The organism is Pseudoflavonifractor sp. MCC625, from assembly GCF_018784545.1.
In the GTDB taxonomy this organism is placed as follows: Bacteria; Bacillota; Clostridia; order Oscillospirales; family Oscillospiraceae; genus Pseudoflavonifractor_A; species Pseudoflavonifractor_A gallinarum.
The window spans coordinates 345,415-367,376 of record NZ_WQOJ01000030.1; the positions used below are offsets into that span (position 1 = coordinate 345,415).

Consider the following 21,962-nt stretch of genomic DNA (forward strand, 5'->3'; position numbering starts at 1 on the left):
CAGGAGAAAATAAAAAAGTTGCACGTTTCCGTACAACTATCACAGAACAATTTAAAAAATAAAAAATCGGAGTACCCCGAAGGATACTCCGATTGGTCCGAGTGGCGGGATTCGAACCCACGGCCTCTTGGACCCGAACCAAGCGCGATACCAAGCTTCGCCACACCCGGATAGAATGCTTATTTATTATAATGATATTTGCAGGTATTGTCAAGAGATTTCTTCCCGCTTTTCCAGGAACATGCATTGTATATCCGAGGCGGGGGAAACGGAGAAATATAGCGGTGAGCATTGTAATAAAGAGGGGAGTGTGATATACTAACTCAATATGGAAAATGATACACAATGAGGTGTTTCAATCATGGAAAATGAGAAAAAAGTGATGCTCTCCGGCATTCAGCCCAGCGGGGATCTGCACCTGGGCAACTATCTGGGCGCCATCAAAAACTGGGGCGCCCGGGCCGATGAGTTTGACTGCTATTATTTTATGGCGGATATGCACACCATCACCGTCCGGCAGACGCCTGCTGATCTGCGTCGGCGTACGCTGGAGCAGTTGGCCCAGTATATCGCCTGCGGACTGGATCCGGAAAAGAATACCCTCTTTATCCAGTCCCATGTACATCAGCATGCTGAGCTGGGCTGGGTCCTCAACTGCTATACCATGTTTGGCGAACTCTCCCGCATGACCCAGTTCAAGGATAAATCCGCCAAGAACGCGGATAACATCAACGGCGGACTCTTTACCTATCCGTCCCTGATGGCGGCAGACATTCTGCTCTACCAGCCGGATTTTGTTCCGGTTGGCGAGGATCAGAAGCAGCATGTGGAGCTCACCCGCAATGTGGCCCAGCGCTTTAACCACATCTACGGCGAGGTGTTCAAGATTCCGGAGCCTTACATCCCCAAGGCGGGCGCCCGGGTCATGTCGCTCAATGCGCCCGAGAGCAAGATGAGCAAGTCTATGCCGGAGGGCTGCGTATTCCTGATGGAAAAGCCGGAGGATATCCAGCGCAAATTCAAGCGGGCTGTCACCGACAGCGATACGGAGCACTGCGTCCGCTACGACCGGGAGCATAAGCCTGGTGTGGCAAACCTCATGCAGATCTACTCCGCCTGCACCGGCAAGAGCTATGAGGAGATCGAGCGGGAGTTTGATGGACAAGGATACGGCGTCTTTAAGCCAGCGGTAGGGGAGGCGGTGGTCGATCTGCTGCGTCCCATCCGGGAGGAGGCCCAGCGCATTCTGGCGGACAAGGCCTATCTGGAGAGCGTCTACCATGCCGGAGCGGAGAAGGCCTCCTACGTGGCCCAGAAGACCCTGCGGAAAGTTTATAAGAAGGTGGGCTTTGTGGCCCGCTGAGGGGCCAGGCCTGTGAAAAGGAGTCAAATCCATGCCAATGTCAATTGAAACCATTGGAGTTGTGGCAGGCGCTCTGATCACCGCATTTCTGGTGGCCCTGATCACGACACCGATCGTAAAGAGTCTGGCCCAGAAATGGGGCGCCGTGGACGTACCCAAGGACGGCCGCCGGATGCATGACCATCCCATTCCGCGCATGGGAGGCCTTGCGATCTTTTTGGGCTTTCTGCTCAGTGTGATCCTGTTTATCCCCTTTGTACAGACGGATGGGCTCGGAATGCAGCTCCAGGGGATGCTGCTGGGCGCAGTCATCATCGTGGTGCTGGGAATTCTGGATGATATCTATGCGCTGCCCGCGCTACCCAAGCTCATCGTACAGATCGTGGCGGCGGTCATTGCAGTGTGCAGCGGAAATGTCATCGAGACCATCTCCAATCCCAACATTTTCTCCAACGATCTCTACTGGGAACTGGGATGGCTCTCCATTCCAGTCACTGTGATCTGGATTGTGGCAGTGACCAACGCCGTCAATCTGATCGACGGTCTGGACGGACTGGCCTGCGGCGTGTCTACCATCAGTTCCATGACCGTATTGGTCATTGCCCTGACTGTGGCCGAACCCACGGTGGCGGTCCTTATGGCTTGTCTGGCCGGAGGTTGCATTGGGTTCCTGCCCTACAATACCAACCCGGCCAAGATTTTTATGGGAGATACCGGCTCTACCTTCCTGGGCTATGTGCTGGCAGTGGTATCCATCCAGGGACTGTTCAAGTACTATACCCTGATCTCCTTTGTGGTGCCTTTCCTGATGCTGGGCTTGCCCATCTTTGACACCTGCTTTGCCTTCATCCGGCGCATCGCCCATGGGCAGAGCCCCATGCATGCTGACCGGAGCCATATCCATCACCGGCTGATCGATATGGGCCTGAATCAGAAGCAGGCCGTGGCGGTGCTCTATGTGATCTCCGCCATCCTGGGCCTGTCCGCCGTGGTGCTGACCACCATTGGCTCTCTGAGAGCCATGCTGCTGCTCTTTGCCATGTGCATCGCAGGATCCATGTCCATCATGCTTGTCCTCCGGGGCGGAGAGAAAAAGCCGGGCGGAGAGCCGCCGGCTGCCCCAAAGAAGGAGGACAAGGAGGAGCAGGAGGAGAATAAAAAATGAGCATTCGAGTGATGACAATTTTCGGCACCCGGCCGGAGGCCATCAAGATGGCCCCCCTGGTGCAGGAGCTGCAGTCCCGAGAGGGGATCGAGTCCATCTGCTGTGTGACGGCACAGCACCGGGAGATGCTGGATTCCGTCCTGCACATCTTCCACATCCAGCCGGACTATGACCTCAACATCATGGAACCCCGGCAGACCCTGTCCACCATCACCACCAAGTGCCTGCTGGGAATGGAGGAGGTCTTCCAGAAGGCCCGTCCGGATCTGGTGCTGGTCCATGGAGACACCTCCACCACCTTTGCGGGGGCACTGGCCGCCTTTTATCACCAGATCAAGGTGGGCCATGTGGAGGCCGGCCTGCGGACTTGGGACAAATACTCTCCCTTCCCGGAGGAAATGAACCGCAAGCTGGTGGGCGATATCGCCGACCTGCATTTCGCGCCCACCGTGGCCAACCGCGCCAATCTGGAGCGGGAGGATATCAAAGAGGGCGTATTTATCACCGGCAATACCGTCATTGATGCCCTGAAGACAACGGTTGTAAAGGATTTCCGCTTTAGTACGGATCTCCTGAACCACCTGGACTATGCGGGGAAAAAGGTCATTCTGGTGACCTGCCATCGCCGGGAGAATTACGGGGAGCCCATGGCCCACATCATGACTGCCCTGCGGCGCCTCGCGGAGGACTTCTCCGATGTGGAGCTGGTATACCCGGTCCATCTCTCTCCGGTGGTGCGGGAGGCGGCCGCAAAGTATCTCTCCGGCCATCCCCGGATCCATCTCATCGATCCTCTGGATGTGCAGGAGATGCACAACCTGATGGCCAGAGCCTATCTGGTAATGACCGACTCCGGCGGACTCCAGGAGGAGGCGCCCGCACTGGGCCGTCCCGTGCTGGTGCTGCGGAGGGAGACCGAGCGGCCGGAGGCCATCACCGCCGGCACGGTCAAACTGGCCGGCACAGAGGAGGAGACGGTCTATCAGATGGCCGCCGAGCTTTTGCGCGACCAGAGTGCGTATGCGGCCATGGCCCACGCGGTGAACCCCTATGGAGATGGGTTTGCCTGCCGCCGCATTGTGGACGCCATCGAATGGAAATTTGGCCTGCGCCCGGATCGTCCCGAGGAATTTCAGGCATAAAGAGATGCCCACAGGGGCGGGGACCTGCCGTCCCCGCCCCTGTGGGCGTTCTGCGATCGAGAGGAAAAGGAGTGCTCCATGGAAGGGAAAAGTCGCAATATCCTGGTGATCCTCATCATACTGGTCATTGCGGTGGCGGTGTTCTCCAGCTTCGGCATGGATCTGTTCACGCCGGCCTCACCACCCATCACCCTCCCGCCAGTGGAGGAGAGCCAGCCCAGCGGAGAAACACCGGAAGATGATCCGAATGAGAGTCAGATTTTGGTGTCCGTTACCCCGGAGACGGTACAGAATGTGATCGCTACCCTGGCCAGGCCCAGCAGCTATTACTGTCAGGTAACCGTGGAATATTCAGAAAGCGAGGGCAAGCTGACCGCAGAACAGTGGGTGGATGGCGGCTGGAGCAAGACGGATACCACGCTTCCCTCCGGAACGGTACGCCACAGCATCGTGGGGGAGGAGTGGGTCTACTACTGGTATGGAAACAGCCGCACCTGGACCAGTGCTCCGGCAGACACATACTCAGCCGATCTGGAGGGACCGCATATCCCCACCTATGAAGATGTTCTGGCAGAGGAGCCAGCCTGCATTACCGCGGCGGATTATGTCGAAAAAAACGGTATGGCCTGCATCTATGTGGCGGTGGAGGACCCGGAGCTGGGCAGCGTGTCCCACTACTGGATCTCGGTAGAGAGCGGACTGTTGGCCGCCGCGGAGCAGATCAAGGCGGACAAGGTGGTCCTCTCCATGAACGCTACGGCGGCGGAGCGCCCGGTAACACCGGGACAGGAGTTTTCGCTTCCCGACGGAACAGTGCTGCATACGGTACAGAGTGCGGCCTGAGCAGGATGACCTACTCCAATCCCAACAGAAGGAGCAGCCCCAAGGTAATCATCAGTTCGATGTCGTCTCCCTCCAAAAAGAGAAAGAGCAAGATCAGCAGCAGGAGGATATCGCCGGAATCCAGCTTATCCAGCTTGAGATACTTCAGAATGCCGGACAGCCCCTTGGAATGCTCGGAGTGGGAAGGAGCGGTACTCTCTTCCACCGGGGGATCTAGCTGGGGAGAGGGGGAGGATACCGGCTGGGGAGAAACCCGGTCATCCTCCAGAATACGGGTATATGTAGTTCCGGAGGGAATGTAGCGGTTATAGAGCGCCATCGTCCGATCCCTCCTTTTGGAAAAGCAGGAAAGCGACCCGGATCAGGCGGGAGAGCTTTGCGATCTGGACGGCCTGATCCAGCTTAGCCAGGCGCTCTTCCTTTAAGAATGGTTTGAGTGCATTGAGAAGAGCCACTTTCCGGTCGTCCGTGGAGCGGTATTCGGAAAAGAGCCGTAGGGCCTTTTGGACCAGGGCGGGGTCCAGATCCCCCAGAAGTGAGAGCGGATTGCTCTCTCCGCCGCCTCCGTTGAGGTTACCCAGGAGCCCCAGCAGAGCGGACCAGTCCGGAGCAGAATCTGTTCCACCGCTGGAAGAAGGAGCGGCGGAGAGGGGCTCTACGGGTTCAAAAACCGGCTCCTCCGATGCTGCGGAGGGAGAGGAGGGCTCCTCTTCTCCGGGGGATGCGGCGCCGTCTCCGGTCAGCGCCTTGGCGATGGAGACGATTTGTCCCATGGCCTCCGGATCGCCCAGAATGGCGTGCAGTTTGTCTTCGAATTCTGCCATGCGGCGCTCCTTTCCGGCCAGAGGAAGGCCTGCTTCTTATTTCTTGGGGGCGGCTTTTTGGATGCGCTCCACTACCGCGGCGCCCTCCTGGCTCTGCATGACAGAATTCATGAGTCCCATCAGGGCGGAGGGGTCTCCCTTGGCTGCGGAGGCGGCGGCCTGCTGCAGCCCGGAACCGGCACGCTGTTCCAGCATGGACATCAGTTTCTGGGTGTCCGGTGAGTGCAGCAGGGCGGCCAGCACTTCCTTGTGTTGGAGCAGGCCGGCAGCGGCGGGATTTTTCATCAGGTCGTCCAGATTGGACTGGGGCAGTTTGGTCATGGCGCGTCCCTCCATTATTCCAGGATATGAGATATATCCTTATAACATGTGCTGCGGCGCCCGGGCTGGGGCCGCATCCACTCTCAGTATATGTGATGGAACAGAGAAGGTGCGTATATGAAAATTTTGGTGTTTTCCGACTCCCACGGCAATGTTCAGAATATGGAACAGGCAGTGCGCAGCGACCGGCCGGACTACATCCTCCATCTGGGGGATGTCAATTCGGACGCCAGAGCCCTGGGAAAGCTCTTTCCCGCCATTCCCATGGAATGCGTGTGCGGGAACTGTGACGGAAGAAGACCAGATCTGGACGAGGAGAAGGTGCTGGAACTGGAGGGACGGCGCATTCTGATGATGCACGGCCATACCCGGGGTGTCAAGGTGGGAATGAGCCGGGCCGTCTGGGCGGCACGGGAAGCGCAGGCTCACATCTTGCTGTTTGGGCATACCCATGAGGCATTTTGCGAGTATCAGCATGGACTGTGGATTTTGAATCCAGGTACCATTCGCGGCGGATGGGGAGGAGCCACGTACGGGGTTATTTCGCTGGAGGGAACTAACACCGTGTGCTATCTGCTCAAAGCCGACCCGGTACCTGGGAGATAGAGAAAGACTGACGAATATTGGAATAGAAGAGGATATTTTCCTGCCAAAAATCAAAAAGAAAAGAAGCCGCAGGAGAAAAATAAGAATTTTGTGAAAAAGATAACATAAACTCTTGTCAATAAAATCAGAGGATGATATTATAAGTTAAACCAGTCTTTCAAAGTTAAAACCAAAGGTGTGATTGTGTTGAGTAAGAAGCAGGCATTGACTGAATTCCACCGTGGTTCCATTCTGGCTGCGGCCGAGCGGCTCTTTGTAGAAAAGGGAACCGAAAAGACCACTATGGATGACATTGCCCGTGAGTCGGAATACAGCAAGGCGACGCTGTATGTGTACTTCCAGAGCAAAGAGGAGATCGTGAATGCCATTCTTCTGAGCAGCATGGTGCTGCTCCAGAAAAAGATCCAGGAAGCGATCCGCGGGAATGCCAATTGGTTCCACGCCTACGACGCGATCTGTGACGCCATCATCCGCTTTTACGGAGAAAATCCGGCGGCCTATGAGGTGGTGGGCAGCGACGGCGTGGTGGACCTGAACAGCACCAAGCTGGATCAGGGCCTGAAGGATATTCTCCAGGTGGGGGATGCCACCAACCAGCTGCTGGCGGATTTCCTGCGCCGGGGTGCTGCCGAGGGCGTCGTGCGCATCGAGCTTCCGCCCGATGAGACGGTGCTGCTCTTCTGGGCGACTCTCTCCGGTATGGTACAGATGGCGGACAGCAAGAGCCACTATCTGGAGCGCTCCCTGAAGATCGACCGGGATGTCTTCCTGCGTCACGGTGCGCGGATGCTGCTGGACGCCATTACCAAGGGACGTACGGTGGAATAACAGAACATCAAAAAGATCAAAAAGGCCTGTTCTCCTTTTATATAGGAGAACAGGCCTTTTTCTTTTAATCCAGGGGACGGATAAAGAAGTTGCCGATCACTTCGTCGGAGTTCAGAACGTTGACAAAGGTGCCGGGCATATTCTGGCTGATGTAGCGGCTGATCTTCCGGATATCGTTGTCGGAGAGGACCGTATACACCACATACCGGTGCTTTTTGGTGTAGGCGCCGTCTCCGGGCCAGACGGTAGCGCTGTGGTTGGTGATCTCGATCAGAGCCTTGGAGAGCTGCTCAGGGTCCTCTGTGATAATGAAGAGGGTCTTTTTCTTGTAGCGCTTGTAAAATGTGTTGATGACCTGTGTGTAGCAGAACTGGTAGATAATCGAGTAAAGCGCCTTGTCCATACCAAACTGCCAGCCATAGATCAAGATGACCGTGGCGCTGAACAGGAGCATATAGGTAAAGGAGTTGCTTGTCTGGAACTTGGCAGCCAGGGACATGGCGATAAAGTCGGTTCCGCCGCTGCTGGCGCCGCTGTTCAGGATCAGGACAATGCCGATGGCACCGAAGATCGCACCGAACACGGCAATGAGAAGGGGATCATCCACGATCTCGTACTTGGGCAGCAGATCGACCAGAATGGACGAGAGGAAGATACTGAAACAGGAGAGAATGGTAAAGCGTTTGCCCACCAGTCGGAACGCAATCAGAGCGGGTACCAGATTGAATCCGATGTTGAGGACGGAGAAGGGGATCTCGATGTTCAAGTACTTCTGGAAGAGGCCTTGAATCAGGATGGAGAGTCCGGAAAAGCCACCCGGAACCAAATCCCCCGCGGCAATAAAGGTGTTCATGTTTAGTGCGAATATGATACTTCCGGCAAGCAGAAGCGCGCTGTTGAGCAGAGTCTTTCCGAATGATTTCTTATCTGGATTCACAGGAAACATCACCGATCCTTTCATTGAGCCTATCAGCATTATAGCAGATATAGAGGTGTTGTGAAATAGAATCTGCCGCGAACTTCAATCCAACAGAAAGAAGGCGGCAGGGGAATAGAAAAAGTCCTGAGAACAAAAGTTCTCAGGACTTTTGGCGGAGAGAGAGGGATTCGAACCCTCGAGACGCTATTAACGCCTACACGATTTCCAATCGTGCGCCTTCGACCAGCTCAGCCATCTCTCCAAGCCGCTCTACGCGTCGTTGCCTCAGCAACATGGACTATTATACCATGGAATTTGAAAACGTCAAGAGGAAATTTCAAAAAAATCAAAAATTTTTTCAACGCGCAAAAACGAGCTCGAAAACAGCGCCCCAAGGCCCCCAAAAAGGGGGGATCAGAAGGGCTGTTGTGGGGGGAGAGGGGAGGGGGTGAGGAAAAGCCTCTGATCTCCAGGATGGAAAAGTAACAGTTTGTAACAGAATTCTGTCGAGCGGAACGTACTCTGTGATTGCGGATGGAAAATGGGAGATGAGCAAAACCATTGCGCTGCAAGGGTTTTGAGGATGTGACAAAAATTCCCCTTGCAATCTCCGGAGAAATAAGTTACAATGTGGTTACAATCTGATGAAAAAGAGGTAACAGATTGTAAACAGAAAGTAACAGGAGGTATCCTCATCATGCAAAAGCGAGTGTCCTGCCTGGCGCTCGGTCTGGCCTTGTTCCTGACCTTGAGTGCCCATGCGGCCGCCGCCGAGCGCAGCGCCAATGTCGTGGTGGACGGCAAGACTTTGGAGCCCACCGTAGCGACCGAGGTCGTAAATCAGAATACCTATGTGTCCTATTTTCCGGTGGTCCACGCCATGTATCCGGATGCAACTGCGTCCTGGGAAAATGGGCAGTCGGTAACCCGGGCGAGTGGATTGACCCTCAGCGTGTGTCCCGGTGCCAAGTATATCGTAGCCAATGGCCGCTACCTGTACGTGCCGGACGGAGTGCGCAACAGCAATGGGAACATGATGGTTCCTGCCCGTGTCTTGGCTCAGGCGCTGGGCGGCAAGGCCTGGTGGGATGAGAACACCCAGAGTGTGAAATTCCAGTCCGGGACCGGACCGATCCAGTCGGGGGACACATTTTATAACGGCGATGATCTCTACTGGCTCTCCCGTATCATCTACGCAGAGAGCGGCAATCAGTCCCTGGAAGGGAAGATCGCGGTAGGAAATGTGATCTTGAATCGGGTGGCGGACAGCCGGTTCCCGAACACCGTAAAAGGGGTCATCTTCCAGAAGAATCAGTTCACCCCGGTGAGCAATGGCAGTATCTACCGCACGCCCAGTAATGAGAGCATTGCTGCCGCGAAGCTCTGTTTGGAGGGAACCAATACCGCAGGGAACAGCCTTTACTTTGTAAATCCCCGCGTCTCTCCCAATAGCTGGGCCAGCCGGAACCGCCCCCGTGTGGCGACCATCGGCGCCCACGCGTTCTTTGCCTAAGAGCACAAGAAGTACCGTCCCTGTCGTCTGCAAGTTGCGGACGGCAGGGAATTTTTTCTTTCTGAGAAAAATTTTATTTTATTAGTTGACAAAATACACTTGTTGTGATAATATAATTTACGCGCTGTGGTGAGTCGGACGTGGAGAGATGTCCGAGTGGTTTAAGGAGCCGGTCTTGAAAACCGGTGACTCGTAAGAGCCGTGGGTTCGAATCCCACTCTCTCCGCCACTTTTATCATGAACAGTGTACTTGACAGGTTGTCAATCGGCATGCAGAAGTACCCAAGTGGCCGAAGGGGCTCCCCTGCTAAGGGAGTAGTGTGGGAAACCGCAGCGAGGGTTCAAATCCCTCCTTCTGCGCCAAACCCCGGAACCTTGTATTGCAAGGCTTCCGGGGTTTTTTCTTACTCTCACAACGGATACAAGCGTCATATATAATGCGTTGCATTCCAAATATAGGATGAATCAATCAAGATGTGAAAAAGGAAATTGCACACGAAATTGCACATGAAAAATCACCCGTTTATGACGGGGGATTTTTTACTCTGCTCTGGTGATTGCTTTTGCTGTGCATCCAATGGGGACACGGTGAACTCGATTTTGAGGGAAGCACTGGACGCTTACCTGAAAGAGAAGGGAGAGGGTGGAAATTAAAAAATCATAACTTTTTGAGGGACTTAAAAGGGACGACAATCACATAACGCAAAAGTAAAATTGACCAAAATAAAAAAATTTTCAAGTCCGGTATCTATTGCAACACAATGGATACCGGACTTTTTTATTTTTTAAGTTTGTCACGTAACGCGGTTTTCCCTCGCACTACTACGATAGAAGCAGAAGCTCACAGGTCAAGGCGCTTCCTGTTCTGCTTCAAATCCTCCCTTATCCCATCTCTATATCTCATTCTCCATCTCCAGAAAAAGAGGAGGGGGGCGGCGGGGGCGGCAAAATAGCCGCGTACAGGTCTTTGGCAGCCTGATCGACGGCAGCCTGGGCAGCCTGGGCGGCCTCCTGGCTATCAAAGCTCTCGCTCTTGGCAACCGCCCGGGCGGCGGTCAGTGCATTCTGCAGAGCTGCCCAGCTGCTGGCGGTGTAGTCGGATTCCTTCAGTGTGGACAGGTCAGTAATCAGGGCGTTCAGACCGTCGGCAGAGGTGGTGTAGGTGTAGCCGGCTTCGGTGATGACCTGGCGGTAGAACTGGAAGGGGACGGCCTCAGTACCCACATAGTGCTGCTTGGTACCGTTCTCGTGGGCCAGGTAGAGGGTCTGATCGCCCACCATCCGACTGACCGTGTAGGAGCCGGCGGAGCCGTCCACGGGGGTGATAGTCAGAGCCTGGGACTCATCGGTGACAGGTACCTTGCTGCCGGCGCTGGTGGCGGTGTTCAGGTTGAGGTAGCGGCCATCCGCTTCACAGCTCTGGATGGTATAGCCGCTCTCCGCATCCCCGGTGACCGTCCAGGTCTGACGAGTGGCGAGGTAGCCGCTGTCCAGATTGAGGAGGCTGTTAGAGACGCTGCCGGTCACCTGATCGCTGGTGGTGCTGCCGCTGGCGTGGTACAGGATCCGGCTGCTGTTGCTGTGGAAGATGGCGTATACGCTGCCGGAATCGATACCGTCGTCGTCCAGCGCATAGGTGGTGGAGGCCTCGTGATAGTTCTCCTCCATCTGATCGGTGTACCGGTCGGGCAGGATCACACCCTCGTTCCCCTGGACGGCCACGTCGGCAGAGGCGGTGCGGGTGATGCCGCTGGAGGTGACGGAGGCGGTGATGGTGGAGGTGCCAGGGGCCACGGCGGTGACCACACCGCCTTCCACGGTGGCCACAGCGGGATTGCTGGAGGTCCAGGTCACTTCTGCGCCGGTGGGGGTATAGGTAGCGGTGAGCTTGGCGGTTTCACCGGCCTTCAGATCCACAACGGCCTGATCCAGAGAGATGGAGGGCAGATTCTCCGCACCGCTGAGCAGATACCAGCCCTGCCCCAGCAGGTCGTTTACCGTGAGGGTCTCATACTGGATGGTATTGGTCTCGTTGCCATACTCATAGAGGATACCGAAGGCGTCCCCCTCGGGCAGCTGGGTCACACAGGAGTAGCTGAAATTGCCGGCACCCTGATAGCGCGGTTCATCGTCGTTGAGCCAGTGGACTACGTTCTCGCCGTCCACATAGCCGATGCGCACCACACCCTGTTTCCGCTGTACCACCGGGTAGGAGGCCAGGATCAGATTCTCATAGATGGTGTTGTCCGGACCCACCAGAATGCCGTCCAGGTTGATGAAGGAGACCATGCAGCCGTTGCCGGGGTTCCGGCTGCCCAGGTCCATGTCCTTCTGGCAGGTGCCCCAGGTCTCACCGCCGTCGGCGGAGTCGGCGTAGCTGATGTAGTGGATGGTATTGCGGGAGTACATCCGGAGCGTGCCGTCGGGCAGAAGAACCACCTGAGACTCGCTGGTCTTGCCCACGCCGTTCAGGTCGGCGTTATGCTGGCCGCGCGTCCAGGTCTGACCGCCGTCATCGGAGTAAATGACGCTGGCCAGCTCGGTGCCGGTGGCATTGTCATACAGGGGGAACACCAGGCGCTCATGGCCCTCATACTGGAAGGAGAGGCCACGGCCGGGACACACGCCGGTAAAGGCCTCATCTTCGGACAGCTTGATGTCCAGGAACTGGGGATCGCTCCACACCAGACCGTCCGCGGTAATGTCGGCGGAGCGGTGCATGATGTAGAACACAGGGTAGGCTTTCCACTGAGAGTTGCGGTAGAAGAGGTTACTCTGCACCGCGTCGGAGCTCTGCAGCTGGAGGCACAGGTCGGGGGTGATGACACCGTCCTCCTCCGTATACACGTTCAGCCAGGCGTCCACCCAAGCGCCGGTCTGGCTGTCGTCCTCTGCCTTGCAAATGGGGTAAAGGGTAATCGCTTCACCGCCAACGACCTGTTCTGCACCGGCGGAGGGGTTGTTGATATCCGCATAATAGGTATAGTCAGCGACCTTCTTGGAGGCGTTGCCGCCGGCCGTGCCCAGGGCCACCAGCAGGCGGCCTGCATCGTCAAAGCCGGAGCTCTCCCAGCCCATCTGATTTCCGTACATCAGACCCACATAGGAGGGGCAGGCATCCACCACCATGTGGACGGTGCCGTCCTCGGCCTGAAGGATGGAGGGATCGATGAAGGAAGCGCTGGTCTGGCCGGTGGCGTCGTCAGCCATATCGTCATAGTAGTTGACCACGTTCCAATCCCAAGTGGCGCCGCCGTCCTTGGAGAGGCTGACGATGGTGTCCAGATTCTGAGGGGAGTCGCCGTCTGTGCGCCAGCGGATGTCGGAGGCCGCCGCGATCCAGCCGTTGTCCAAGGTCAGCAGGGCGGGGATGCGGAAATGCGTGCTGTTGGTGTCCTCTTTTACGAAGGGCTGACCAGCGCTGGAGCCGGAGGGGGCTCCGGGGGCCATGCTGGGCTCCACCTCGGTCTGCTTGTAGAAATACAGGGGAGTGGCGGAGCTGCTGGAATAATACTGGCCGGAGGTGCCGTGCGAGAGGGCATTCCCGGAAGTATGGGTCACCGTATAGGTGCCATCCTCCAGCAGTGAGATGGTCAGGGTCACCGCCTCCTGGGCAGTGTTGACTTTGCTGCTGGTGGGCTGGGACAGATCCAGATAGCGGCCGCTGTCCACACTCTGGAGGGTATAGCCGCCCTCTGCGGAAACGATGGTCCACAGCTGACGGGAGACGGCGAAGCCGCCATTGAGGGTCAGCGTGTCACCGGCAACCGTGCCGCCCACCTGGTCGGTGGTACCGCTGCCGGTATGATAGAGGATGCTTCCGTTGCTGGTTCCGCCGTAGTAAATGGCATACACCGCTCCGGAGTCCACTCCGTCGGTGTCCTGCACATACTCGTAAGCGACCGGAAGTGCGGCCAGCGCCGCGGGGAACAGGGAAACCAGCATACAAAGGGCGGTCAGGACCGATGCCAGCTTTCGAAACGTGTGTTTCATAATATTTTCCTTTCTTTCTGGTGTGATATCTGCCATACAGCAGGATGTTTTGCCATTCCTCCTTTCTGCCTGCCTTGGAACATCTGTGCTCCTTGTGGAAAGTGTCACACGATAGGAGACATTTTTTGTGATCTTCCGGCATATTGCTGAATCCATTGTAACATTTGTGAAATTTATTTTCATTGCATTTTTTATATGAAGATTCCTTTTTTCAACTGTGCAGATTTCTGAAAATTACTTTTCAGAAAAAGGAGTGCTTGTCGAATCTGCGCGGATACGCAGGAACTCGATGCGACCGGCGAGACTGCCAATCGCATCCTTGCGCGGTGAATGTATCCCCGGTATAATGATGGTAATATCCACCACATACAGGGGGAATTGTACCATGAAATGGATCCATCTCTCGGACCTGCATCTGGGCAAGCGGGTCAACGAGTTTTCCATGCTGGAAGACCAGCAGTATATCCTGGCGGAAATCCTCCGGATCATCGACCAGGAACAGCCGGACGGCGTCCTGATCGCCGGGGATGTCTATGATAAATCCGTGCCCTCCGCAGAGGCGGTGGGCCTGCTGGATGACTTCCTGGTGCGCCTGTCCGAGCGGGGCGTGCAGGTTTTTCTCATCAGCGGGAACCACGACTCGCCGGAGCGCATCGCTTTCGGCGGACGGCTTATGACCCGGAGCGGGGTCTATCTGGCGCCTGTGTATGACGGAGTTGTGAAGCCTTTCACCTTTACGGATGAGTACGGACCGGTGCACCTCTATCTGCTGCCCTTCGTGAAACCGGCCCATGTCCGGCGGTGCTTCCCGGAGCGGGAGATCTCCACCTATACCCAGGCCATGGCCGCCGCCATTGAGGCCATGGGGGTGGACACTGCTCAGCGGAATGTACTGGTGACCCATCAGTTTGTCACCGGGGCCGCCCGGTGCGATTCGGAGGAGATCTCGGTGGGGGGCTCCGACAATGTGGATATGTCTGTCTTTGCGCCGTTTGACTATGTGGCCCTGGGTCACATCCATGGTCCCCAGCAGGTGGGGCGGGAGACGGTGCGCTACTGCGGTACGCCCCTGAAATACTCCTTTTCGGAGGCCGGGCACCAGAAATCCGTGACCGTAGTGGAGCTGCGGGAAAAGGGGAACGTATCCATCCGAACCGTACCGCTGACCCCCATGCGGGATCTGGTGGAGCTGTGGGGCACCTACGAGGAGCTGACCTTCCGCGGCTTTTATGAGGGGACAAGCTATCCGCGGGACTATGTCCATATCACCCTCACCGATGAGGAGGACGTCCCTGATGCGGTGCGCAAGCTGCGCATCCTCTATCCCAACCTGATGAAGCTGGACTATGACAATCAGCGCACCCGGACCGCGATTTCGCTGGACGGTGCGGAGGATGTGCAAAAGAAGTCTCCTCTGGCACTGCTGGAGGAGTTTTATGAGAAGCAGAACGGGCAGCCCATGGGCGAGGAGCAGCGCGCCTTTGCCCGGAGCCTGATGGAACAGATCTGGGAGGGAGAAGCATGAGACCGCTGAAGCTGACGGTATCCGCCTTTGGGCCCTATGCGGGAAGGGTGGTCATCGACCTGGAACGGCTGGGGGAGCAGGGGCTCTATCTCATCACCGGGGACACCGGCGCCGGCAAGACCACCATCTTTGACGCCATCACCTACGCCCTCTACGGAGAGCCCAGCGGCGACAACCGGGACCCATCCATGTTTCGCTCCAAGTACGCCCAGCCGGATACCCCCACCGAGGTGGAGCTGATCTTTTCCTACGGGGGCAAGACCTACACCGTCCGCCGGAATCCGGAGTATGAGCGTCCCGCCAAGCGGGGCGGCGGCACCACCGTTCAGAAGGCCGACGCGGAGCTCACCCTACCAGATGGGCGCCTGGTCACGAAAGCCCGGGAGGTCAACCGGGAGATCATCGGGATCATTGGCCTGGACCGCAGCCAGTTTGCCCAGATCGCCATGATCGCCCAGGGGGATTTCCTCAAGCTGCTGCTGGCCGACACCAAGAGCCGCCAGGAGATCTTTCGGGAGATCTTCCAGACCCGGTACTACATGGTGTTCCAGGAGCGGATGAAGCAGGAGGCCGGAAGGCTCCAGCGGGACTGTGAAGCCGCCCGCTCCAGCGTACAGCAGTATATCGGAGGGGCAGTCTGTCCCGAGGACCACGTCCGCTGGCCCGACCTCCAGCGGGCCCAGGCGGGAGAGCTGTCCTTTGAGGAGACCGTGGAGCTGATCGAGCAGCTGATTGGTCAGGACCGTGAAGAGGAACAGCGCGTCCAAAAGATCCTGGACGGGCTGGACGAGGAGCTCAAAGAGACCGCCGCCCTGCTGGGAAAGGCGGAGGAGGCCCAGAAGACCCGTGAGAAGCTGGCGGCTGTCTGCAAAGCCCGGGAGGAATTGCTGCCCGAGGTGGAGCGGGCCCAGCGGGCGCTGGAGGCAGAGCAGCAGAAAGCACCTCAGCAGGAGGCGCTGAGCCGGGAGCTGGCCGCCCTGGAAGCGGAGCTGCCCCGGTACCGGGAGCTGTCAGAAAAAGAGCAAGCGCTCACCGTCCTGACCCAAAGGATAGTCGATCTGGAGCAGAGTCTGGCCCGTCAGGAGGAGACCTGCCAGAGTAAGGCGCGGGAACTGGAACGGTGGAAAGAGGAGCTTGGTAGCCTGGCCGGCACGGAGACCGAGCAGGAGCGCCTGCTCCGGGAGCGGGAGGAGGCGGAGCGCCGTAAGTCCAACCTGGAAGCTCTGGGAAGTCAAATCAAGGCGTGGCAGGAATGCCTCTGGCAGCTGGCAGCAGGGGAGGCGCGGCGGGTAACACTTGCCCGTCAGCAGGAGCGGGCGGCTGCCGACCTGCTGGAAAAGAAGGGAACCCTGCAAGCCGACCGGGAGACTTACCAGGCGTCGCAGGGCCTGGCGGAGGAAAAACAAGCGCTCCTCCGCCGTCAGGAGCGGGCCCGGGAGAAAGAGCGGGCCTTGCAGGAGCTGGCGGCCCTGTGGGCGGATTGCGCCAAGGCAAAAAAGGCCCGCGAGACGGCGCTTGCTGCCTATGAGCGGTCCAGAGAACGGGCCGAAGGGCTGGAGGCGGATTTTCGCAGGAAGAACCGGGCCTTTTTGGACGAGCAGGCCGGCGTGCTGGCCCAGGCACTGACAGAGGGGGAACCCTGCCCCGTGTGCGGTTCCTGCCACCATCCGTCCCCGGCCCGGCTGTCCGGCGGGGCCCCCACAGAGGTTGAGCTGGAACAGGCGAAATCTGAGTTGGAGACGGCCCAGCGGGAGGCACAGGAGAAGAGCCTGGCCGCTGGCAGAGCCCACACCGCCTTGGAAGAGCGGGAGGGTCAGCTCCTGAACCGGATGGCGGCACATATCGAGGCGCCATCCCTTGCAGAGGCGGAGGAGCAGCTGGCTGCCTGCCGGAAGGCCGTGGCAGAAGAGCTCTCCCAGCTCCACAGGGGGCTGCTGGCGCTGGAGGCACAGCTGACCCACCGGGCCGAGCTGGAGCAGGCGATCCAGCAGCAGGAGATCGCTCTGGCAGCTCTGGAACGACAGCAGGAACAGCTGCGGGAGGCCCTGGGACAGGCAGAGGTGGCCCGAGGCGTGCTGGACGGCCAGCGGGAGCAGATGGAGCAAGCACTGCACCGCGAGATCACAGCGCATCTGGAAGGGTGTCCGCTGGAGGAGGCTCCCGGGCGGATCGCTGGTGAGCTGAAGCAGGTGGGAAGCGTGCTTGCCCGGATGGGAGCACAGGAACAGCTTCTCCAGGAAAAGATCCGGCGGAAACAGGAGTTGGACCGGAAGATCCCACTGGCGGAGCAGGAACTCCGAAAGGCGGAAGACTCTGCCGCCAGACTGCGGGAGGAGCGGGCAGGCGCTCAGACCCGGAAAGAGGAGATCACTGGGCAGCTCCAGACCATGCACACCCAGCTTCACTACCCGAATATGGAGGCGGCCCAGGGGAAGATGACCGCGCTGGGAGAGGAGATCCAGCGGCTTGCCGATGTACGGAAGCGGGCCGAGGAGACCGCAAAGACCTGTGAGGAAGAGCTGACCAAGGCTGACGCGGCCATTCAGGAACTGAACCACCTGTTGGAAAACAGCCAGAAGGTGGATGTCCAGGCCCAGCAGCTGCGCGGGGAGGAGCTGACCCGGCAGCGCGGGGAGCGGCTTCAGGCCCAGAAGGCGATCCATGCCCGTTGGATGGCCAATGAGACCGCCCTGCGGAATATGCAGGAGAAAGCGGCGGATCTGGCGAAGCTGGAGAAACGGTATGCCTGGGTGCGGACCCTCTCCAACACGGTCAACGGCAATCTCCAGGGCAAAGAGAAGATCGCGCTGGAGACTTACATCCAGATGACCTTCTTTGACCGCATATTGCAGCGGGCCAATCTCCGGCTGCTGGTCATGTCCGGAGGACAGTATGAACTCAAGCGCCGCCGGGAGGCGGAGAACAACCGCAGCCAGAGCGGCCTGGAGCTGGACGTTATAGACCATTACAATGGTTCGGAGCGCAGTGTCAAGTCCCTCTCCGGCGGTGAGTCCTTCAAGGCGTCCCTCTCCCTGGCCCTGGGCCTCTCAGATGAGATCCAGTCGGCCGCCGGGGGGATCCAGTTGGATACCATGTTTGTGGACGAGGGGTTCGGGTCTCTGGATGAGGAATCCCTCCAGCAGGCCCTCCGCGCGCTCACCGCCCTCACGGAGGAAAAACGCCTGGTGGGGATCATCTCCCATGTGGCAGAGCTGAAGGAGAAAATCGACAAACAGATCGTGGTCACAAAGGACAAGTCCGGCGGCAGCCGTGTGGAGATCCTGGCGTGATCTGGAAGGAGGTACCAGCTATGTATCGCTATCAAACGTTAGAAGAGGTCTCACTGGAGGAAATCGCCGCTTGCCTCAACCTTGCTTTTTCAGATTATGATATTCCGCTCTGCCTGACCGAGGCAGAGCTGGCCCATCTCTTCCGGACAAGCGGTGTGGATGAAAGCCGGTCCTTCGGAGCCTTTTGCGGTGACCAAATGGTGGGATTTATGCTCCATTCCTGCGGCCTCTATTATGGCCAGGAAGCGGCGTTCAATGTGGGAACGGGCGTGGTTCCGGAGCATCGGGGCAATGGAATCTCTACCGATCTGTTTTCGTTGGCCGAGCAAGTGCTGAGACAAACGCAGATCAAATCTTATTATCTGGAAGTGCTGCAGCAAAATGAGGGGGCCATCCGCCTGTACAAAAAGCAGGGTTTTTCAGTCACGAGAGAGTTCGCAGTTCTTCACGCGAGTGCACCCACGGGGAGCACAGAGCAAGGCAAGGTGGAATATATGGAGTTCGACCGGTTTGATCTGGACCATGTGAGGCAGTGCCGGAAGATCGGGCCCTCTTATGAGCATTCCACCGGCCTGTTGCGACGAAATCCCGAATTGTATGAGGTCGCCTACCGAAGGGAGGATGGGGTGTCCGCCTTTTGCGTGTTCTCAAAAGGGAATGGGCAGATCCTCCAGCTGGGCTGCCGCAGCGTGGAGGAGTTAAAGCCGGTCATCCAATCCCTTCTCTCCAGGGTTCATCCGCTCACCGCAAAGAATATCGATCAGAAGGAGCGGGAGGTCCTGGAAATGCTCGCCGCGCTTGGATTTAAAACGGCAGCAAAACAATTTGAGATGGTAAAAAGAATCGATTCCTGATAGAATAGGATCATACTTGGTCAAACAATATCCCATCAAAAAGCGAGCCCTCAGGAACTCCGCATAAAAAATAAAGCAGTAAGTCTGAAAAAGGTTTGCTGCTTTTTTATGCCCACAGCACCTCAGAAAAATTTTCGAAAAAACTTGTCCAGAGATAAAACCGAAGGGAGAGGTACGGGATCTTACGGACAGAAACAGCCGAGACGGCAACATCAGAACATGAGAGAAATGGAGTATGAGGTATGAAACAACACAAATTTACAAGCATTGGGACCCTGACCATCGCACTGAGTCTGCTGCTGACGGCCTGCGGCGGAGACACCCCGGCCCCGGCGTCTGCCGCGGGAGCAGAGAATACACCAGCTGTGTCCGATGAGAAGAGTACCTCTGATGGTTTGAGTCCGGAGATGGAGGCGATCGTCAAGACGGTCAACGCCGAGACGGCGGAATCCGCGGGTGTGTGCGGAGCGGACCTGGTCTGGTACTATAAAGACTCCGTGCTGGTGATCTCCGGAGAGGGGGAGATGACCCATTACGAATTATCTGACAGACCTTGGGAGGACATCGATGATGAAATTGGCCTGATTTATATTTCAGAGGGCGTGACCTCCATTGGAAAAGGGGCGTTCAGGCGGTGTAGCAATTTGAGCCGCGTGGTGCTTCCAAATACCATAGAGGAAATTGGAAGTTCTGCATTTTCAGAGTGTGAACAGCTTGCGGAATTGACGGTGCCGGCCAGTGTAAAGCGCGTTGACCAATATGGGCTGTGGGGGGAGTCGATCCTGTTTCAGGGAGACGCACCGGAACCGATGGGGGAAGATGCTGCGTATATGGATATTATCGGTACCCATTCGGCTACGGTGACCTATTATGGAGAGGGATTTGAACCGTTTATCGAATATTATCAGGAACATTCCGAGTCGATCAAATGGGTCAAGGGATGAATCCGAAAAAGGGGAGAGATGAGAGATGAAACGGTTTGTGTGGCTGCTGGTGGCCGCGGTACTGCTGCTGAGCGGGTGCGGCAACAAGGAGGAAAAGTACACGGCCTACTGTGAGCAGGGGACCGCCAGCTTATCCCAGCAGGAATATGAGCAGGCGATGGAGGCCTTTGGAAAGGCGGCAGACCTGCTACCGGATCGTCCGGAGGCCTATCAGGGCCGGGCGGAGGTCTATCTGGCCATGGCAGAGGCGGCAGAAGAGGGAAGTGAGGAGCAGACTTCTGCCTATGCGTCGGCTCTGGCGGAGTATGAGGCGGCCATCCAGCGGGACAGCGGCAACGCGGAGCTGTATCAGAAGGCGATCGAGCTGTGTCGGCAGATGGGAGAGGAGGACAAGCTGCTCGCCCTGCTCCAGAGCGGTGCAGAGGCGACTGGGGATCGAACCCTGAAAGAGGCTCTGGAGACAGAGCGTTCCAGACAGGCGGCTGCCGAAGTGCTCTCCGCCATGCCGTATTACGGGGACATCAGCAAGTGCCGGATGACAGCGGATCAGGCGGTCCTTCTGGGTCTGCTGATCGCCCATGGACTCCAGGGTGATATAGAGCCCTTCAGCGGATACAGTCAGCCGGTGGATCAGGTGGTGTTTTGGAACGATCCCTACACGGTCCAGGGGTATGACGGCTACTACGAGACCGACCGCTCCCTGATGGTGCTGGGAGATTTCTCCGGGGAAGGTCTCCCATATCTCTACTGTTTCAGCAGCTTGGCGGACAATTCCTTTGAGATCTACGGCTGGGATGAGTATGGAAAGCCGGTGCGTATCATCGGCGAGGAGGCGTACAACGGCCGGCAGGAGGGCTATCTCTTTGAGACGGAGAACGGCAAGGTAAAGATGTGTGAGAGTGGCTCTTCCGGGGCGGATAGCCACAGCAGAAGCGTGTACACCTTCCTCCAGGGCCGGGTAGAGGAGAGCGAATCCTACCTGGAGGAGTATAGCTATGAGCTGGGGGAATGGAAGATCGTTGAGAATGGAGAAGTAAACTACTATACCGAGGAGGAGTGGGCGAACCGGGACGTGGAAGAGCCGGTGGAGGAGGAGAAGACCGAGCGGAATCTCCCGTACCGCTCCTTTGAGGAGGTCGTGGTCTGCGCCTGTTCCCCCAGCGAGATGATCCAATACCTCAACCAATACCGGGCGGCCCTCACCGACGGGGATGCCTCTCAGGGTGCATATGCCGCCGAGCACACCGAGGAGGAGTACATGGCAAAAGACATGTATAATATCATGATAGAGCTGGATCAAATGGGGACCCTCTCCGATATAACCGCCCCGGAGATGCCGTGGGGACTCACGCTGGACTATGCCCGCCTTCTGGATATGAACGGAGACGGCATGAAGGAGCTCATCCTCGTCTCCCAAAACGACACCTCATACACCAACGCCTTCCTGGTGCAGTGGGCGGACGGACAGATCCAGGCCAGTTGGCTCGGAACCGGACTGGATGCCGCAGTATCTCTGGTGCGGGAGAAAAGCAGCGGGGAATACGCCTTACAGATGGTGGAGTATCAGGGCCCACAGCAGCATACCTGTACCTTTGCCGACCGGACGGACTCCTTTTCTCTGGGGATCGGGCCGGGCGATGAATCCAGCCAGGAGGAGTATGACCGGCTGTATGCGGCCTATGAGGCCAACTGCGCCCGGTATGAGGTAATCGAGGATATCCTCAACGGAGACAGTCAGGTGGAGGAGAGCTTGGAAGAGCTGCGCGCCATGATGACAGGAGGCAACTGACGCCATGCTTCCTACCGGCCTGACCTACCCGTTTCCGTTTTGC

The 21,962-nt window shown here is 57.4% G+C and carries 17 protein-coding genes and 4 tRNA genes; 14 read left to right on the plus strand and 7 right to left on the minus strand.

What is annotated here, in order from left to right; genetic code table 11:
* Window positions 1–93: 93 nt before the first annotated feature.
* Window positions 94–170: transfer RNA gene (locus tag GPK94_RS09015), tRNA-Pro, on the minus strand.
* A 191-nt stretch (window positions 171–361) separates the two neighbouring features.
* Between GPK94_RS09015 and trpS the strand changes: the two genes are divergently transcribed.
* The 4 genes from trpS to GPK94_RS09035 all read left to right on the plus strand — a co-directional run bounded on the left by trpS (window position 362) and on the right by GPK94_RS09035 (window position 4,513).
* A complete protein-coding gene (gene trpS, locus GPK94_RS09020) occupies window positions 362–1,363 on the plus strand; it encodes a tryptophan--tRNA ligase (protein WP_215655588.1) in 1,002 nt (333 codons plus the stop codon).
* A gap of 31 nt (window positions 1,364–1,394) precedes the next feature.
* Complete coding sequence (locus GPK94_RS09025) at window positions 1,395–2,528, plus strand: MraY family glycosyltransferase (RefSeq protein ID WP_101693306.1); 1,134 nt, start codon at window positions 1,395–1,397, stop codon at window positions 2,526–2,528.
* On the plus strand, window positions 2,525–3,670 hold the full coding sequence (gene wecB / locus GPK94_RS09030) for a UDP-N-acetylglucosamine 2-epimerase (non-hydrolyzing) (protein WP_215655589.1): 1,146 nt from the start codon (window positions 2,525–2,527) through the stop codon (window positions 3,668–3,670). Before GPK94_RS09025 ends, wecB begins: the two co-directional genes overlap by 4 nt.
* A gap of 78 nt (window positions 3,671–3,748) precedes the next feature.
* Window positions 3,749–4,513, plus strand: a complete 765-nt coding sequence (locus GPK94_RS09035; protein WP_215655590.1) for a hypothetical protein — start codon at window positions 3,749–3,751, stop codon at window positions 4,511–4,513.
* Between the two features lie 10 nt (window positions 4,514–4,523).
* Here the strand turns inward: GPK94_RS09035 and GPK94_RS09040 are convergent, their stop codons facing one another.
* From GPK94_RS09040 to GPK94_RS09050, 3 genes are read right to left on the minus strand one after another with little or no spacing between them, the layout of a single operon-like run.
* On the minus strand, window positions 4,524–4,832 hold the full coding sequence (locus GPK94_RS09040) for a hypothetical protein (RefSeq protein ID WP_215655591.1): 309 nt from the start codon (window positions 4,830–4,832) through the stop codon (window positions 4,524–4,526).
* Window positions 4,819–5,337, minus strand: coding sequence for a hypothetical protein (locus GPK94_RS09045; protein ID WP_215655592.1), 519 nt, complete (start codon window positions 5,335–5,337; stop codon window positions 4,819–4,821). Before GPK94_RS09045 ends, GPK94_RS09040 begins: the two co-directional genes overlap by 14 nt.
* Window positions 5,338–5,373: 36 nt before the next feature.
* On the minus strand, window positions 5,374–5,658 hold the full coding sequence (locus GPK94_RS09050) for a hypothetical protein (protein ID WP_195279738.1): 285 nt from the start codon (window positions 5,656–5,658) through the stop codon (window positions 5,374–5,376).
* A gap of 117 nt (window positions 5,659–5,775) precedes the next feature.
* Here GPK94_RS09050 and GPK94_RS09055 point away from each other — a divergent pair, with 117 nt between their 5' ends.
* Complete coding sequence (locus GPK94_RS09055; protein WP_215655593.1) at window positions 5,776–6,264, plus strand: metallophosphoesterase; 489 nt, start codon at window positions 5,776–5,778, stop codon at window positions 6,262–6,264.
* 186 nt (window positions 6,265–6,450) lie between these two features.
* Entirely contained in the window at window positions 6,451–7,092 is a 642-nt protein-coding gene (locus GPK94_RS09060) for a TetR/AcrR family transcriptional regulator (protein WP_215655594.1), read from the plus strand.
* 64 nt (window positions 7,093–7,156) lie between these two features.
* Here GPK94_RS09060 and GPK94_RS09065 read toward each other — a convergent pair whose 3' ends face one another.
* Both GPK94_RS09065 and GPK94_RS09070 read right to left on the minus strand, forming a co-directional pair.
* Complete coding sequence (locus tag GPK94_RS09065; RefSeq protein ID WP_346728007.1) at window positions 7,157–8,029, minus strand: YitT family protein; 873 nt, start codon at window positions 8,027–8,029, stop codon at window positions 7,157–7,159.
* 152 nt (window positions 8,030–8,181) lie between these two features.
* A tRNA-Ser gene (locus tag GPK94_RS09070) sits at window positions 8,182–8,273 on the minus strand.
* A gap of 435 nt (window positions 8,274–8,708) precedes the next feature.
* Here GPK94_RS09070 and GPK94_RS09075 point away from each other — a divergent pair.
* The 3 genes from GPK94_RS09075 (at window position 8,709) to GPK94_RS09085 (ending at window position 9,887) form a co-directional block, all read left to right on the plus strand.
* Window positions 8,709–9,524 carry a cell wall hydrolase gene (locus GPK94_RS09075; protein WP_101693297.1) on the plus strand — a complete coding sequence of 272 codons (816 nt, stop codon included), beginning with the start codon at window positions 8,709–8,711 and terminating at the stop codon, window positions 9,522–9,524.
* A 142-nt stretch (window positions 9,525–9,666) separates the two neighbouring features.
* A tRNA-Ser gene (locus tag GPK94_RS09080) sits at window positions 9,667–9,753 on the plus strand.
* Window positions 9,754–9,796: 43 nt separating this feature from the next.
* Window positions 9,797–9,887: transfer RNA gene (locus GPK94_RS09085), tRNA-Ser, on the plus strand.
* 537 nt (window positions 9,888–10,424) lie between these two features.
* On the opposite strand, the gene GPK94_RS09090 is transcribed toward GPK94_RS09085, so the two are convergent.
* On the minus strand, window positions 10,425–13,517 hold the full coding sequence (locus tag GPK94_RS09090) for an exo-alpha-sialidase (RefSeq protein ID WP_215655595.1): 3,093 nt from the start codon (window positions 13,515–13,517) through the stop codon (window positions 10,425–10,427).
* Window positions 13,518–13,902: 385 nt separating this feature from the next.
* On the opposite strand from GPK94_RS09090, the gene GPK94_RS09095 reads away from it, so the two are divergent.
* From GPK94_RS09095 to GPK94_RS09115, 5 genes are all read left to right on the plus strand, one after another.
* Entirely contained in the window at window positions 13,903–15,042 is a 1,140-nt protein-coding gene (locus GPK94_RS09095) for an exonuclease SbcCD subunit D (RefSeq protein WP_215655596.1), read from the plus strand.
* Window positions 15,039–18,332 (plus strand): SMC family ATPase, encoded by a 3,294-nt coding sequence (locus GPK94_RS16355; RefSeq protein WP_215655597.1) that lies wholly within the window; start codon window positions 15,039–15,041, stop codon window positions 18,330–18,332. Before GPK94_RS09095 ends, GPK94_RS16355 begins: the two co-directional genes overlap by 4 nt.
* A gap of 20 nt (window positions 18,333–18,352) precedes the next feature.
* A complete protein-coding gene (locus GPK94_RS09105; protein WP_215655598.1) occupies window positions 18,353–19,186 on the plus strand; it encodes a GNAT family N-acetyltransferase in 834 nt (277 codons plus the stop codon).
* Window positions 19,187–19,428: 242 nt separating this feature from the next.
* Window positions 19,429–20,130 carry a leucine-rich repeat domain-containing protein gene (locus GPK94_RS09110; RefSeq protein ID WP_215655599.1) on the plus strand — a complete coding sequence of 234 codons (702 nt, stop codon included), beginning with the start codon at window positions 19,429–19,431 and terminating at the stop codon, window positions 20,128–20,130.
* A 25-nt stretch (window positions 20,131–20,155) separates the two neighbouring features.
* A complete protein-coding gene (locus GPK94_RS09115; protein WP_215655600.1) occupies window positions 20,156–21,919 on the plus strand; it encodes a hypothetical protein in 1,764 nt (587 codons plus the stop codon).
* Window positions 21,920–21,962 lie beyond the last annotated feature (43 nt).

What these genes read in the sequence shown, in the direction of transcription:
- GPK94_RS09045 (WP_215655592.1), bottom strand. Translation starts at nt 5,337, where the DNA reads ATGGCAGAATTCGAAGACAAACTGCACGCCATTCTGGGCGATCCGGAG.
- GPK94_RS09040 (WP_215655591.1), bottom strand. Translation starts at nt 4,832, where the DNA reads ATGGCGCTCTATAACCGCTACATTCCCTCCGGAACTACATATACCCGT.
- GPK94_RS09075 (WP_101693297.1), top strand. Translation starts at nt 8,709, where the DNA reads ATGCAAAAGCGAGTGTCCTGCCTGGCGCTCGGTCTGGCCTTGTTCCTG.
- wecB (WP_215655589.1), top strand. Translation starts at nt 2,525, where the DNA reads ATGAGCATTCGAGTGATGACAATTTTCGGCACCCGGCCGGAGGCCATC.
- GPK94_RS09025 (WP_101693306.1), top strand. Translation starts at nt 1,395, where the DNA reads ATGCCAATGTCAATTGAAACCATTGGAGTTGTGGCAGGCGCTCTGATC.
- GPK94_RS09110 (WP_215655599.1), top strand. Translation starts at nt 19,429, where the DNA reads ATGAAACAACACAAATTTACAAGCATTGGGACCCTGACCATCGCACTG.
- GPK94_RS09115 (WP_215655600.1), top strand. Translation starts at nt 20,156, where the DNA reads ATGAAACGGTTTGTGTGGCTGCTGGTGGCCGCGGTACTGCTGCTGAGC.
- GPK94_RS16355 (WP_215655597.1), top strand. Translation starts at nt 15,039, where the DNA reads ATGAGACCGCTGAAGCTGACGGTATCCGCCTTTGGGCCCTATGCGGGA.
- GPK94_RS09055 (WP_215655593.1), top strand. Translation starts at nt 5,776, where the DNA reads ATGAAAATTTTGGTGTTTTCCGACTCCCACGGCAATGTTCAGAATATG.
- GPK94_RS09090 (WP_215655595.1), bottom strand. Translation starts at nt 13,517, where the DNA reads ATGAAACACACGTTTCGAAAGCTGGCATCGGTCCTGACCGCCCTTTGT.
- GPK94_RS09095 (WP_215655596.1), top strand. Translation starts at nt 13,903, where the DNA reads ATGAAATGGATCCATCTCTCGGACCTGCATCTGGGCAAGCGGGTCAAC.
- GPK94_RS09105 (WP_215655598.1), top strand. Translation starts at nt 18,353, where the DNA reads ATGTATCGCTATCAAACGTTAGAAGAGGTCTCACTGGAGGAAATCGCC.
- trpS (WP_215655588.1), top strand. Translation starts at nt 362, where the DNA reads ATGGAAAATGAGAAAAAAGTGATGCTCTCCGGCATTCAGCCCAGCGGG.
- GPK94_RS09050 (WP_195279738.1), bottom strand. Translation starts at nt 5,658, where the DNA reads ATGACCAAACTGCCCCAGTCCAATCTGGACGACCTGATGAAAAATCCC.
- GPK94_RS09035 (WP_215655590.1), top strand. Translation starts at nt 3,749, where the DNA reads ATGGAAGGGAAAAGTCGCAATATCCTGGTGATCCTCATCATACTGGTC.